Genomic DNA, 15,802 nt, shown 5'->3' on the forward strand with positions numbered 1-15,802 from the left:
GCCAACCCCAACGGGGTTGAACAGAGCAACACGGTTCGCCCGATTCACGCCGCCGTTTGCGCACCCCGGATTGTGCCGCGCCGTTTGTTGAACCCCGCTGGGGTTCCCCTATCCTCTGCGCCCCCACCCGGAGTGCGCTTCGCGACTCCGGGCTTTGTTGTGGCACCGCTCCGCGGTGTGCACCGCAGAGCGGTGCCTGCCCCAAAAGTCGCTCAGTAGTACAATCGACGTCCCTCGCAGCGAGCGGGATGCGCCTGAAGGCTGGACACCAACGGGTGCTGGTGTGCAGGCTTTAGCCGCTCGTTTCGCTGCTCCGCAGCGAGCGGGATGCGCCTGAAGGCTGGACACCAACGGGTGCCGGTGTGCAGGCTTACGCCTCGCGTTTCGCTGCTTCGCAGCGAGTGGGATGCGCCTGAAGGCTGGACACCAACGAGCCACCACTTACGGTGCGGCGACGTCGTGCAGGGTGGCGCCTTTGTCGTCGCTGAGCACCAGGATCGCGTACCGCTGGGCGCCTTTGGCATCGGCGGCACTGATGCTGGTGTAGTCAAACCGTCCGCGACCGTCGGTGTAGCCGTCTTTGAAGAATCGGACACTGCCATCGGGATAGCGAGCGTAGACCTTCACGTAGGCACCGGCGACGGGGCGATGCGAGGTGGCATCGGTGGTTTGCAACTGCCCGAAGCCTTCACTGACATAGGTCGTCAGCTCACCCCCGTAATACAACGACGTGTTTCGTGAGGCCCCGACGTTGGCTTCGACCAACAGCGTTTTGCTCCGTAGATCGGCCGGGATCGGGTAGCGTGCCGTGCCGGTCTTGGATTTCATCGTCACGGTGTCGGCCCGTGTCGGCCGAACCATCGCGATCCGTTGCAGGTCATCGCGTGCGAACGGGGCGTTGCTGAACAGCAGCTCCAAATCGACGCCGTACAAGTTGATGTCGACTTGGTCGGTATTACGGTGGTCGATCCGAACCGTGTCGTCTTCGACGCGGACGATCACTTCGGGGACCGACGCAGACGCTTGGCTGTTGGCCCGGTCTCGGTCGGCGATCGCCAGATCAGCAGCCTTGGGCGAAACTCCGGCATCATCGATCGCTTTCGGGTCACCGACCGAAACGAGTTGCCCGGCGTCCATCAGTTCGAATCGCTGGCGAACGTGCAATCCCATCTGGGCAAAGCGGTCGTTCCAACGCGGAACGGGATGGGATTCGTAACGTCCGGCGATTTCCAAGGCCGCTTCATAGTTGCCTTGATGAAGTGCCAGGTACCCCGCCAAATAATCGTGTTGCAATTGACTGGGGACTTGTTCGCGATTGAGCGTGCCGAAGAACTGCGTCGCTTCTTCGATCCGGTTCTGCAGCAACAGGTAGTACGTCAACGGTAGCTTTTCGGTGGCCGCGATTTCGGCTTGGAAGCCGAGTCGACGGACGAACTGTTGGTAGTGGTTTAGGAAGGTCGGGTTCAAAATCTCATCGACTTCACCCAAGCGATGGATTCGGGCGCGAACCAGCGGCGCGTACTCCAAGTGTTCGTAGGCGGCTTGTTCGATCGAATCGATCGTCAACAGGGTCGACTCCAACGAGGGGCCGACGCGTGCGATCAAGTCGTTGCGAAGCGAAAGGAAGCGACGCATGGAATCCACGTCATCGTGATGAAAACCGTACGCCCAGACCGCGGCCTCGGGCAATCGGGCTTGTTTCATCACATCGACGACGGTTTCGTAGACGTCGCGATCACGCATCCGATGCAGCACATGTGTCCAATCGAGTTCATGCAGATTGGCTTGGTCGAGGAACGATTTAATTTCAGCGGCCGAGCCGTCTCGGGCGATCGATTGCCAGGTCACCGTGTCATCGTTCCATTCTTCGGCGACGTTGAACGTCTTTTCTTTGCCACTGGCCAACAGCGTTTCGCCTTGGGAAACGGTCGCGGGATAGTGGACGAATTTGCCGGCGGCGGGGAAGTAAAACTTGTAGTCGATGGCCGAGACGGCAAACGGTGCCAGCTTGATCGTCTTGCTGTCGGTGACTTGGCTGCCGGCCAGCGGGATGCTGCCGGCGGGGATTTGCCAAAACAGCTCCACGATCTTTTCAGTCGCCGTCGGGTTCGAAACCACGACTTGCCCCTGATAGGCTTCGCCGGTGACGAACTGGTCGGGTTCTCGCAATTCTTCGTCGTCGCGGCGATTTTGGTCGACTTGCTGAAACAGTTGCCCGATCAGCACGCCGGGCTCCGCGTCGGCAGGCTTCAACGTTCGCAGACGTTTGGTCACCAGGGCGACGGGATGTTCCGGCCGATAGACGGTTTCGGGCTTGGAAGGCAACGAGATTTCACCGGACTTCAGCGGCAACCCGCACATCGCCAAGGCGATCAGCGCGGAGTGTCGATTGTTGGTACATTCGAGCAAGTGTTTCGAGACGTTCGGGACAGAGGCCTCGTCGGTCCACTCGTTGTTGGCAAGCTCGTTCCAGAAGGCATTGATCGGAATCAGTTCGATCGGTGACGGACCACCGACGACACGGACTCGATCAAAGTGGCTTTCGGCCCATTGTTTGGTGCTGTCGAGTTCTTGGTAGAACGCGCGTTGAGCTGCCAGCCCCAGGCTGCGGCCCCCGAACATCATCGCGTTGCCTGGCACGGCTTTCTGCATGCGGCCGAGCCGACGGGCGACGCTGGCACGTCCCTCCTGTTCAAGTTTCATTTTGGCCTCGCCACCACCCATGCCTCCCGACATGCCCATCGACATGTCCATGTCCATGTAGAGCCCATCGGCCATGTCCATCGATTCGTACATGGCTTCCATTTCGACCATCTCGCCGGAGACCGACATGCGGCTGGATCGCAAGGCGCTTTCGATCAGTTTGCGGCTGGCGCTGTAGTCCTCTTTCAACAGCGCCGTGGTCTCAAACAGATCGCGGCGGATGGAGGCCCGCAGCGCCGGGACGCGGATGGCCAACAGGGCGCGTTCTGCGGCCGAGAGACGTTGGTATTTCCAAAGCGTCGCGTACTCGGACAGATCGTTGCCGAGCAACCAATGGTCAATGAATTGCTTTTCTTTCTTGTTGCTCAAATAAGGTTTGATCACCGCATCGAAGAATTCGCGATCGTGCATCCGCAGAAACAGATGCAATTCGTGGCAGGCAAGCTCAGAGTAGTGTTTGAGTTTTTCGGCGGTGCTCAGGGAGTGCCAACGACCGAGCACTTGGAATTCGTCCAGCCGCGCGTCGTCGATCAGTGTCCGATAAATTGTCATCAAAGAATCGACGTTTCCGTAGACCTGAACCTGGGCCGAGCCGAGCTGGGCGAGGTCGAGCGGATCAGCGGGCGAGACGATCGAAACGGCCCGCTCGAAGGACAGGGATTGGTCCAGGGGCAGGGAGTTGGCCAGTCGCAGGTCTTCCGTTTCGGCATCGGTCAATGGCGCCGTCAGCGTTCGTCGCAACACGGTCGCCGGATCGGCCACGATCACCTGAACGATCGGCATGCCATCGATCAAGTCCGCGGGGATGGTGACGCGGCCGTCGGCATCCGCGATCAAGTTAGCCGCCAGCACGCCGGCGTCGGACAAAAAGTCGAAATCAGGGCTGGCAGCCGCACCACCGTCGTGCTCGAACGCGCTGTCGGCTGCCAGGGCCCCGCTCTCCCGCGGCGCCGCAGCTGATGGCGGGGGGACTTCTCCGTCGCGCGCTCTTTGGCTCTCGTTGGACGTCGTTTCGGTTTCCCACGGATTCAGCAGGATACTCGGTTGGGGCAGCATCACGCCGGGGTATTTGGCGGCGTATTGCCGACGCAACACGTACTCGTATTCGTCACCCAAACGTAGATCGCTGACGTATCCGCAACGCCCCAGCGACAATTGTCGACCGCGCAGCGACGGCATCCCCAGATGGAAAACATCCAGCGGTGAATGTCGATCAAAGTAGCGTGAGGCGACGACGTGGACCCGGGCCGAATTGGTGTTGCCGGCCAGCTGCACCGTTACGCTGCCGTCCGGGTTGCGATCGATGTCGCGGATCGAGATCGGGACGGCGACACTCTGCTCGCGGTGCCGGATCTGTCCGACCAGGATCTGATCGATGGCGGGACCTTGGACGACGGCAATTTCAGTTTGATCACCGCTGCGACGGTCGACCAGGCGAAGGTCCCCCGCGGGCAGATCGGAGGCAACCAAAAAACCGTTTTCCAGTCGCAGTTGGTCCGAGTGGTCGACGTGGTTCTGACCGTCGCGCGTCGCCAGCAAGCGAAACTGGTCGACCGTTGCGCCATCGACCAAGGGCAGACGCAAATCGTCGTCCATCGACAGGTGCAACGCGGAAGGCCAGATCTGTTGATTGAGTTTCAGATCAAACTGATGCTGGGTCTGATTGGCGATCCCGTAATACAAGCGGCGCACACCAGCCAGTTGTCCCAGGTGCACCCGTCCGCGGTCATCGCTTTGCAGGTATCCGCTGGGGCGGACCTGGCCGATGTCGACGGCGAATTCAAGTTGCACCGTCGCACCGGCAATCGCTTCGCCGCTGCGTCCGCGCGTTTCGATCACGTAGTTGTCGCCGTCGCGGGTCAGGAAGGCATCGACGGTGTGGGTGGTGCGGCGGATCCCGGCGATCTCGATGGAGTGGCTGGCGTTTAGTTCTCGATGTCGGCGGTCCGAGAGGCCGACCACGTGACCGGACAAGTAAAAGTCGATCCGGGCGACCCGAGAGGGAACGCGGAAATCGAGCTGCATTTCTTTTGACTGATCCAGTTCCAGCCCGCTGAATTGCTTGCTGGTTTCGATGCCGTCGAGATCCGTGGCGACGATCCGAACCGTCGCTTCTTTCAGGATCGCCGGGTCGACGGGTGTCGTTCCCACTCGCAATTGCGGACGGACCAGCAGCGTCGCGGTACGCCCGGATTGAAGCAGCGTTTGGTCGACAAAGAAACCGGCTTTGAGCGAATAGGTTTCGTCGGGCTGTCGAATCTTGATCGACTTGGCAATCTTGCCATCGCTGACGATCACCTTACGGTCGACCGCCTGATTGACCATCGGCAAGCTGACACGCCCGCTTTCGTCGGCGGCAAACTCCTGGTTGCCCACATAAATCTTTGCCGTCGGCAACGGGTTGCGATTCTCATCCAAGACCGTGATCTGCATCCCGTTGGCGTTGTTGGATCGAACCGTTTGCAGGTCACCGCGGCGGATCAGCGTGCGGGCGCGAAGCCCTTTACCGACCAAGTCGATGATCCAGACCCCACGGTCGCTCGCCTCGGGGATGGCGATCGTTTCACGATGTCGCTCGATCGCCGGTCGGTCGTATTCGATCGTCTTCTCGTGCGTCGCGATCAGGCCATCGAGTTCGACGTCGGTGTCCAAGCGACCGTCGTTGGTGCGATGGAACGCCAACGAATTCATCTCGTAAATGCGGACGACCAGTTTGTCGATGTTCTTGACATCGACGAGCAATTCGGTGGGTTGTCGATCGTCGTAGCGGACGGGGTTGTTTGGCGCGAAACTGAGTTGGACTTTGTCACGCAATTCGCGACGTTCGCTGGCCGACAACATGTCGTAGAACGGTTGTGGGTTGGCAACGCCGGCCATCAATTTCGTCCGTGCAAACACACGCCGCAGGAAATCAGGCTGCAGGTAACGCTCGAACGCATTGGTATCCTGCGCGTCGCGGAGGAAATGTTCGAGATAAGTTTCCACCAGCATCTGTTCGTTGCCGATCGGCGGCAGGATCGCGATCTGGGAAAAGTCCTCGTTCAAGTTGGCTCGCGATCCGGCGCGGGCGAGCACGGGGCTGATCAGTGGACTTTGACGCGGCAGTTGCAGATAACGCAGAAACAGATCGACGTCCCAGATCCCGGCCGCCAAGTTGGCCTCCAGCAAGCGATAGGTGGCCGACGCCTTGAGTGAGTTGTACGAGGCGGGAAGCGTTCGCACGTAGGCTTCCAAACGCACCAGATACTCGCGACGTTGATCGGGTTGTTGGCTGATGTCGACATCGGCACTCGGTCGTAGCATCCGCAGTTTTGCGTTGACGAAGGCGTTGTCGTCGGTAACCGCCGCGACGCTGCGGCCGACGTTGTCCAGTTCGCCCGCGGTCAGAAACTGGTGAGCCGATAAATCACCGAAACGTTGGTCCCGTGCCGGGCGTGATTTCAATTCTGCGATGACAAGCTGGTCCAGACCCTTCAGGTACGAACCGTCGACCCGCTTCAGAAAATCGTGCAACGAGACTTGGGTCTGGTTCGCATTCCCGTTCAGGTACCAATCCGCGGCGATCTGCATTCCGATCGGGGACAGCGGCACGTTGTCACGCAACGAGTCTTTGACCAGTTGCTGTGAATTGATGAAGTTGCCGCCCAACTCGCTGGGGAAGCGACGGGTGCCTTTTTTGGCCGGCGGCGCGTGGTTGAGTTGGATGCCCAGTCGATTGACGAAGTAATCGATCGTCTGTTTGGGCGATCGATCGTAGGTCAACAGCCGTTGACGATCGGTCATCGAATGCATCAATGCCGTCAACGATCCCTTGCGGCTGGCCGACCAGTCTTTCAACATCGCCTCGGCACGATCCAGCTGGGACGTGTTTTGGTAATGCAAGCAGTGGTAGAAGAAATAGTCGTCACTGCCGGGGATCAACTCCGCCAGAATCGCCTCGCGGTCGTCTGCCAGCGCAAATCGTTCCATCAATCCGATCGGTGCAGCCATAACATTTGTGGGGATTAGTCCGGCCAAGACCAGGCAGGTGGCCACACAGAGGGTGAGCCCTTGCAGGATGGCGGAGCGACGTGGAAGTTGGTTTGGATCTTGCGGCAGCATGACAGATCACCCGGAAGTGATGGAGAGGGACCGATAGCTCGATTCGGAACACCAAGAAGCAGACGAGCGGCGACGGGGACGCCTGACGGTTTAACGTAGCCGCTGAGAACGACGAAGGTCGTGCCGATTTCTTAGGAGAAACGAAGAATTTTCGGCGAAATCGACGCTGTGAGACGCTCGTGTCGCTCGCCAGGATGCCCGCCGGGACTTTTGAAGCGGATGGAGGTCACGCTGTGCGTGACAAATGGCTGCAAACCTGGCCTTTCGGCCCTTGTCCCCAGGCTCCGCTTGGCCCGCGCAAAATCTTTCCCACCGTTCTGCCCCGAATCATTCTGCCATCGGTCCCCTGGCTCCCAACGACTGGACGGGGAAATGGTGGCTGGGGGCAGAGGTAGGAAGATTTTGGCGGTAGGAAGATTGGCTCAACCGGTTGGTTCGCCGATGGTCGATCGCTGGATCGAATCGGCGCTGCCATGCGTTCCCAGACGGAGCCTGGGAACAACACGCAACGCATGCCGTACCGGTCTGCCCGATGCTACGCCGTCTTGCTGTCGACGCTGGCGGCTACACTGGTCTCGCTGTTGCGCAGCAGCTTGGTGAACTCGTCGACTCCTTCTTGTTCCTCTTCCAAGATGTTTTCCAGGAAGATCACCAGCGGGCGATTGCCTTCGGCCAACTCCAACGCTTTGGTGTACATCTCCACCGCCTTGGACTCGAATTCGAGACTGTTCTGCAAGATCTCTTGCAAGTCGCGGGTCTGCTTGATCTCGTTCCGCGTCGCGGCGGGAACCCCACCAAGTGCGACGATCTTGTCGCCGACCAGCTTCGCGTGGCCGAATGATTCTTCGGCGTTTTCCATGAAGGTCTTGGCATACACTTCACGCCACACGCCTTCGACGATAAAGCTCGCTTGGGAGTACTGTGCGACACCCGTCCATTCGTGTTTCAGGCATTCGTTCAATTGCGCGATGACGGCTTCGTGACTCATTTGTATTTCTCCAGTTGGGGATGGATGTCCGTTGAATCATTCACCATAGCGCTCGAAGGTGGTTTCCGGCAACTGATATTTAATGCAACGCGTCGCAAAATTTTTAAATCAGCTGGTCGGCACGCGTCTTGTTGAGAATCGTTCGAGACAACTTGCCAGGATGGGAGCGTTTTGTTGAAATTGCGTCTCAAGTAAGGACCCGCCTTTCACGAGCGACGAAACGATGACCGACGCACCCACCGTTCTGGTCTGCTGGACCACCGTTTCCCAACAGGAACAGGCTCGGACGATTGCCCAAGCCTTGCTGGAGCGGCGCGTGGCGGCTTGTGTCCAGATCGATGGCCCGATCGAAAGTCACTATTGCTGGGACGGACGCGTGTGCTGCGAAACGGAGTATCGCTTGGTGATCAAGACGTCGGCCGGGCAACAGACTCGTTTGAAAGAGGTGTTGCGCCAGTTGCATCCGTACGAGGTTCCGCAAATCGTGACCGTGCGGAGTGTGGACGTGGATCGTGACTACGCGCGGTGGGTGGACGAGCAGACGGGGTGAGGGAGGGGAAGGGGGCGGGCAAGCTGGCGCTTGCGGGGGTCGCAAGCTGGAAGCTTAGGCCACTTGGGGGTCGCAAGCTGGAAGCTTACGCCACTTGGAAGGTTAGGCCACTTGGCGGCTTAGGCCGCTTTATTCGAGGCCTTCGATGCCTGGGGGTGGGATCAGGCCGCCGCCGATGTTGCCCAGGTTGCGGGCAAAGAACCGCGGCTCGATCAGGAATCCGACTCCGACGTTGTCCCGCCCGGTGTCGACGTTCAGGTTGACCCGCAACAACAGGGACTCACCGATGCGTGTCAAGCCATACGACTGTCCGACCGATCCGGTGTTGCCGAAGTCATAGGTCATGCCGCCGGAGAAGATCCATTTTTCGTTCATGCGGTAGTCGTACGTCGTGCGAAGCACGGTGCTGCTGATCGGGCCTTCGAGTGAAAGCAGTCCGATGTACGTGTCGCTGACACCGGGCCGACTGGTCCGCAACCCCGCGCTGATCGAACGCAAGCCGCCGTCGAAGAAGTCGATGTAGCCGTCGCTTAAGATCGAATAGCGGTCACCGAGGTGATAGCGAAAATCGTAGGTCGTCGGTCCCACCGTTTCGCCGAAATTATCGCGATCGGATTTCGGGAACAGGATGGTGTCAAAGTCCAATTGGATGATGTCGACGATCCGTTCGCGGCCCGGCAGGCCTCGCTTGGTTTGAAATCGTTGATGCAGCCCCAGTCGCAATTGCTGCAGATCATCGGCGATCACGTCACTGGGGCTGCTCACCCCGCGCTGGATCCCCTGACGCAACGCATACGTTCTTGGGTCGAACTCGCTGGGCAGTGTGCCGCCGAAGGTGGTGCCGATAAACCGTCTGCGAAATTGTTCCTGCGCGTTGTCGTCGAGTCGATCGTAGAGCGGCAATTCGTCCAGGTCCGTGTCACTGTCGGCGTACCAGTATTCCGCCGTCCAGTCCAGCTTGTGGGCCAGCCCGCGCATGTTCAGCAAACTGCTTTGGATCGTCGGGTCGATGCGGACCATCGGCAGGTTCAACTGCAGCCCGGCCTGACCGAGCAGTCGCGTCAGCGATTGGCCGTCGGCGGCCTCGCCGTAATGTGCAGCTTCCAACGAAGCGACGGGCCGGAAATTAAAGGGGCCTACCGGCAGCCCGATTGAAAGCTCCTGGCGTGTCGATGCGATCACTCCGCCGCTGGCAACCTCGCCCGGCAAGGGGAAATGGTTCGCCGCCTGGACCGGGTCGTCCGGGGCATCGGCGACGTTCAGTTTGGAGTACGACGCATGGTTGTGCATCTGCCACGTCAATCGTTCTTGCAAAAACGAGCCGCCGAACAGGTAATGGTTCAGCGCCGGCAACCGCTCCGTTTCCTGAAAGAAATCATTGACCTGAGCGTTCGCCGCCAGATCAAAGAGCTGGTTGTGGTGGTATTTGCGAAGCCGGAGCCCGGTGACGTGGTCGGGGTCGTTGTCCCATTCGTTTTCCAAATACTGTTCCAGAAAATTGCGATCGCTCAGCCAGCCGGTTTGGGCGATGAATTCGTAATCGTTGGCCAGTTGTTGTCGGTGACGCAGCAACGCCCGGCCGCGGTTTTTGGTTTCCGGTGCCAAGGAAAGCCGATCGAGTCCCAGCCGATCGCGCCCGCTGTCACGGATGCCCCACACGTCCAGCACGCCGCGCGTGCGGCCTGGAATGCTGAACAGTCCCGGCAGGTTGTATTCCAAGTGGGTGCCGAATGCCGGCCCGCGATCGCTCAAGTAGTCGGTGGAGATTTCCCAGTCGACGCCCTTGGGCACGTTGTCGATGCCGAACAATTGAAAGACGTCCCAGTCGAGCATCACCTGGGTGCCGAAGTTGCTGTCGTTGTTGATCTTGATGTCTGTCACATAAAAGACGGGGCGCTCTAAACTGGTGGAAAACTGCGGCCAGTAAAAGATCGGGATCCCGCCCAAAAACACAAAGCTGTTGTTGCTGCGAACAAACGGATCTTTGTCGGCGACCAGCAATCCGGTGCGCGGATCGATCAGCGTCCGTGTCCGTTCAAAGAATTCCAGTTGTTCGCTCTGCAGCCAGTACCGTGGCACACCCATCCGGCTGCTGGTCACGGCGGCATCAAACGCGCGATAGTTGCCGCGGGCGACTTGCTGCAGCACTTCGGCTTTTAATCGCACCACGCCCTGGTATTCCGGAACCGTGGTGATCGCTTCGGCGTCCAGCACCATCCCGGTTTCGCGGGTGACGTTGTAGAACATCGAATCGGCGTAGATCACATTGTCGCCTTGACGGAACACAATGTCGCCTTCGAGATACAGTTCGCCTTCGGCGGCCGACAGGTCCGTCGAGCCGTCGAACACGTTTGACAAGTTCGGCAGCCAGCCGACGACGCGGTCGGCGGAGATGGTGACGGTGCCAAAATTCATGAAGCGGCCGTCGTCGAACTGGGCCGAGACGTCGCGGACACGGATCGTCACGCCGCCGCGCGCGAGAATGATTTGTTCGTTCGTTTCCGGACGCAGGACGCTATCAATGATCGGTGGGTGCGAGGCACCGCGGGCATCGATCTCGACGCTCTTGCTGCCTCCGCCGAAAAAGAACTGCGTCCCGCCGGTGGTCGCGCCGTCTTCAAACACGATCGGCGGCGGCGAGTCGACAGCCAGCGGAAGTCCGCCCGACGGCGGCAGCGGTTGCAGCGGCGCGAGCGTGTTGGTCGGCGGAGCCAGGGTGGGGGCCAGCGACGGAGACGGGATCGTCGAGCTTCCACCGGTCACGCCGGGATCTGGAACCGGCTGGGTGAATTGAACCTGGCCGACCGGTGACTCCGCTCGCTGCGGCGTGGCTCCCACCGCCTCGATGGAATCAAGCGGCAGGAATTCCAGCAGGAACGGACGCTGTGCCGGCTTGCCGCGATAATTGGGGGCCTGGACCGAAGGGTCGCGGGGCGTGGTCCAGGTCGCCGTTCGTGGCGTCGGATCGACGCTGCCGTCGGGACGCACACGGCCTTCGATCACCAGCCGATTGCGAACGCGGCCGCGTGGACCATCGCTGACGATCAAGATGCGATCGGCCTGGATCTCTTGTCCGTTGTGACGCAAAACGCAGTCGCCTTCCAAGAGCGATGCCTCGGCGCCATCGATCTGCCAGCGGTAAATCGTGAGGCCGCTGGCGCGGATCGATTCAGACTCCGGGGGAGCGGCGACCGAGTCGATCGTAGCCCAGCATGCCCAGAGCAGGGTGATGGTACACAATAGCAAGCCAATCCGGCGGTGCCGCAGGGGCGCAGGCCGAGGGCCGTGCCGCTCGGTCGGTTTCCGGGCGGTCGGTCGGTGCGAATCGGCAGTGGCTTCCGTGCCGGCCAAATTGCGTGTCGGGATCGAGTGCAACGAGGGGTTTTGCCACCGGCGCGTACGTTCACCGGTGGTCGATGCCGCGATCCTACGAAGTCCCAGCGATTCGTCACAAGCACAACCTGCCAATTCAGCCACCAAGTGGGGTAAGCTTCTAGCTTGCCTTTGCTCGCGATCTTCGCGAGCGTCAACTCCACGGCTCGCAAGCTGGAAGCTTACTCCACGGGCAAGCTGGCGCTTGTGGGGGTCGCAAGCTGGAAGCTTACGCCACTGTTCGCAAGCTGGAAGCTTACGCCACTTGTTGCTAGCAATTGGACTGGATGTGTTCCCAGCGGAGATCGAATTTGCTGAGGTACTTGCGTAGCCGATCGGCGTCGTTGGGGCGTTGCTTGGCGAGCCTGGAGACTTGAAACAGCTCTCGGCCGGCGGCCGACAGCGATTTCGATCGTCGGCAAACCCGAATCACTTCGGCCAGTTGGACGCGGTCGAAGTGGTCGATGTCATCGATTTGCTCGGGTCGCAGCAGGCTCGCCAGCACGGTTTGGTGATCGTTGTCGCCGGGCTCGGTGCGGCCGGCACCCCAGTTGTCGCGCAGTCGTGCGATTTCTTCATCGACCTGTTCGATGCCGATGCGCCCGCCGATTGCCAGGGTCGCCATTCGCGTGACGGCGGCATTCAAGTCGCGGAAATTGCCTCGCCAGGTGGTCGCCGGATCGGCGGCGAAGGCCAGGAACCGCGCTCGCGACTCCTTGTTCATCGAAACCTTGCGGCCGGCCGACTCGGCGAACCGCGCCAGTTCAAAATCCAAGTTGGGGTCGATGTCGTCGCGGCGCTCGGCAAGTCCCGGCAGATGGAACGTCCAGAGATTGATTCGTGCTAGCAAATCCTCCCGGAACCTGCCGGCGGCGACATCGGCCGTGAGGTCGCGATTGGTGCCGGCGATCAGTTGAAAGTCGCTGGACGTCGAATCATCTGATCCGACGGGCATGAACTGTTTTTCTTCGATCGCCCGCAGCAGCATCGCCTGCTCGTCCAGGCCGAGTTCGCCGATTTCGTCCAGGAACAAGACGCCGCCGTCGGCCGCCTTCAGCAGGCCCGGGCGATCGGTCGCGGCGCCGGTGAAGGCACCTTTTTTGTGGCCGAACAGCGTCGACATGGCCTGGTCACCTCGGATCGTCGCGCAATTGACTTCGACCAGCTCGCCCGCCACCAGATCGCGATTTCGTTTCAGTTGAAAGATGCGCTTGGCGAGTTGCGTCTTTCCGGCGCCCGTGGGGCCGGTCAGCAGGATCGGCGCCGTGGTTGCGGTCGTGACGTGTTCGATTCTCTCGATCAGGGCGTTGAAACGCTCGTCGCGGGTTTCGATGCCGGCTTTCAAGAAGGATTGGCTTTCGCGGTGTTCCTGTTGAAAACGCTTGGCCAGTTGATCATAGCGCGACAGATCCAGATCGATGATTCGGTGCATCCCGGCCGGATCGCCGGGACCGTTGCGGCGGCCCGACGGAGACGTTTGCAGCAACGCCCCGGGAAGGTGCCGCGATTCGGTCAGCAGGAACAGACAGATTTGTGAGACGTGGCTGCCGGTGGTGATGTGGATCAGGTAATCCTCTCGCTCGGTATCGAAGGGATAGTCGCGGGCGAACGAGTAAAGCGTCGCGTAGACGTCTTCGAAATCCCAGGGATCATTCATCACCAGTGAATGGAGCTGAACAGTCGTTTCGGGCGAAACCGATTCAATGTCGGCGGCGACCCGGCTCGCCAGCGACGTGTTGTGCCGGTCAAACAGCAGTTCGAGCCGATCGACCAGCAGATCGGGCTGTTGGCAGGCGGCAACGGTCGGCCTCCACTGCTGCCAGCGGTCTTTCCGCTTGGAGACGTGGTCCAGCTTGGTTCCCAGCAATCCGATGACGACGAGTTTCTTATTCATAGACAAAATTATAGAACACGCGATAGAAAGATCGTTATTCAGCCAGCGGTCGGGCGTGGCTAGATTTCAAGATTTCACGTAAGGCGTTTTCAAGGAACGACTTGCGGGTTTTCTGTAGGTTTCGGCACGGCATTCGCTTTTCGTTTTTGGCAGCCACGAAACGAATTCACCCACGCAAGGAATCATCATGACGACCATGTCCCACCCCCGATCGACCGTGCCCATGATCGCAACCGGCGAAGCGACCGCGATCCTGCCGACCGAAACGACGTCGCCGATCCGGGTGATCGGAACCGCATCGATCCGCGAGACCTTTGACGAGTTGTGCATTCAGCAAGCGATCAATTCCCGCACCGCGCCGGGAGTGACGGACCTGGTCCTCAATCCCGATGCGCACTGCGGTTATGGTGCCCCGGTCGGCTGCGTGATGGTTTCGCCGTCGCACATTTATCCCGGACCCGTCGGCGTCGACATCAAGTGCTCGATGAGTTTGCTGCAGTTGGATGTTCCGGCCGAGGTAATCGAAGATCGAACGGTCCGTCGAGCGCTGATCGCGGCGATCTGCAAGCGTACGCCGACCGGTGCCGGAAAGGGGCAGCGCAGTGTTTCCAATGGACGACGCGTGAATCGGTCGCTGGGCATGAAGGCGGTGATCGAAGGCGCCAGCGAAGCGGTCTGTGAGCAACTGGGCATCCCAATCCGATGGGCCGACCGCTGCGAAGATTCGTTTCACGTCGGCCATGATGACACGCAAGAGGCGTTGGCGTCGCGATTGGATTGGTTGCTGACCCAGCGGCACATGACGAACTTTGCCGAAAAGATGACTCAGCTCGGTTCTTATGGTGGCGGAAACCATTTCGGGGAATGCGAAGTCGTTGAAGTCGGTGCGGACGATCGGTCGAAGCAAGTTGCCGACACCTTCGGGCTGCGGGACGGAAAGGTTGCATTCCTGTCGCATTGCGGGTCTCGGGGATTCGGTCACAACCTGGCTTCGGGTCAGTTCAAGACGCTGCAAGAGAAGTTCAGCCGCTGGAGCATTCCGTTGCCGGCCGGTGACCGACAGTTGGTTTACGCTCCACTGGGGAGCGACGAAGCCGACGGCTACTTGGACGACATGGCGCTCGGAGCGAACTTCGCCACCGTGAACCATTTGTTGATCAATGCCCTCGTACTGGAAGCGTTCCAGGAAGTGATTCCGGGAACGACCGGTGACCTGGTGTACTTCATCAGCCACAACATCGCGCGAAAGGAGATCATCGACAACGTTCCATCGTGGGTTCACCGCAAGGGAGCCACACGGGCGTTTCCCGGTGGGCATCATGCGTTGGCGGGAACTCCGTTTGCCGAGTCGGGGCATCCGATCTTGCTGCCGGGAAATCCCCGCGACGGATCGGCGGTGATGGTGGCTGACGAGGGAGCCGAGAAGTCGTGTTACAGCGTCAACCACGGAGCCGGACGGATCTTGGGACGTAAGCAAGCCAAGCGAACGCTGGATCAATCGACGATCGATTCGGAGTTGGAGGATCACGATATCCTGAGCAACTGCCGCTTCTATCCCAAGGATGAAGCGCCGGCGGCGTACAAGGATTTCAACGAAGTGCTCACCAGCGTCAAGCAAGCGGGCTTGGCCAGCGAGGTCGCTCGATTGAAGGCTCGCTTTGTGATCAAGGACGCCAGTAAGGCGGATGACTGAGGAAGAGTGGTCATGACGCGCCACTGGCTGACGCCACGTGCTGGTAGTGCCAGCGGGACGCGTTAGCGAGCGGCGCGTGATGAACCACCAAACATGACACGTGACTGGTTGACGTCACGTCCCCGAAATAGAAAACATGACTCCATCACCTACCCAATCTCGCATCACCATCGACGGCGCCCAAGGCGAGGGCGGCGGCCAGATCATCCGTTCGTCGCTTGCGCTGTCGGCTGTCACCGGGACACCGATCCGATTGGAAAACATCCGCGCCGGCCGCAAACAACCGGGGCTGCTGCGCCAACACCTGACCGCGGTCCGCGCCGCGGCCGAAGTCAGCGGCGCAGCGGTCAGCGGTGACCAGCTTCGGTCCTCCGTCTTGGAATTCACTCCCGGAACCCTCCGTGGCGGTGACTTTCGTTTCGCAGTCGGTACGGCCGGCAGCACGTCGTTGGTCGCGCAAACCCTCTTGCCGGCGCTCGCCTCCGCCGGCGAGCCGTCCAC

At 60.2% G+C, this 15,802-nt stretch carries 7 protein-coding genes; 3 read left to right on the forward strand and 4 right to left on the reverse strand.

Features of this window, described 5'->3' with window-relative positions:
* Positions 1 to 441: 441 nt before the first annotated feature.
* Positions 442 to 6,672: a hypothetical protein gene (locus ABX749_RS03885; protein WP_372894842.1), complete on the reverse strand. Its 6,231-nt coding sequence runs from the start codon at positions 6,670 to 6,672 to the stop codon at positions 442 to 444.
* 667 nt (positions 6,673 to 7,339) lie between these two features.
* Positions 7,340 to 7,792: a bacterioferritin gene (locus ABX749_RS03890; RefSeq protein WP_145220602.1), complete on the reverse strand. Its 453-nt coding sequence runs from the start codon at positions 7,790 to 7,792 to the stop codon at positions 7,340 to 7,342.
* A gap of 223 nt (positions 7,793 to 8,015) precedes the next feature.
* On the opposite strand from ABX749_RS03890, the gene cutA reads away from it, so the two are divergent.
* Complete coding sequence (gene cutA / locus ABX749_RS03895) at positions 8,016 to 8,342, forward strand: divalent-cation tolerance protein CutA (RefSeq protein WP_372894843.1); 327 nt, start codon at positions 8,016 to 8,018, stop codon at positions 8,340 to 8,342.
* Between the two features lie 129 nt (positions 8,343 to 8,471).
* On the opposite strand, the gene ABX749_RS03900 is transcribed toward cutA, so the two are convergent.
* Both ABX749_RS03900 and rtcR read right to left on the reverse strand, forming a co-directional pair.
* Positions 8,472 to 11,588 (reverse strand): organic solvent tolerance protein OstA, encoded by a 3,117-nt coding sequence (locus tag ABX749_RS03900; protein ID WP_372894844.1) that lies wholly within the window; start codon positions 11,586 to 11,588, stop codon positions 8,472 to 8,474.
* Between the two features lie 397 nt (positions 11,589 to 11,985).
* A complete protein-coding gene (rtcR, locus tag ABX749_RS03905; protein WP_372894845.1) occupies positions 11,986 to 13,608 on the reverse strand; it encodes an RNA repair transcriptional activator RtcR in 1,623 nt (540 codons plus the stop codon).
* A 187-nt stretch (positions 13,609 to 13,795) separates the two neighbouring features.
* Here rtcR and ABX749_RS03910 point away from each other — a divergent pair, with 187 nt between their 5' ends.
* Positions 13,796 to 15,301 carry an RtcB family protein gene (locus tag ABX749_RS03910; protein ID WP_372894846.1) on the forward strand — a complete coding sequence of 502 codons (1,506 nt, stop codon included), beginning with the start codon at positions 13,796 to 13,798 and terminating at the stop codon, positions 15,299 to 15,301.
* A 136-nt stretch (positions 15,302 to 15,437) separates the two neighbouring features.
* Positions 15,438 to 15,802: RNA 3'-terminal phosphate cyclase (locus ABX749_RS03915; protein ID WP_372894847.1), on the forward strand; the 365-nt coding region annotated here is incomplete at its 3' end.

The organism is Stieleria sp. (assembly GCF_041595215.1).
Taxonomy (GTDB): domain Bacteria; phylum Planctomycetota; class Planctomycetia; order Pirellulales; family Pirellulaceae; genus Stieleria; species Stieleria magnilauensis.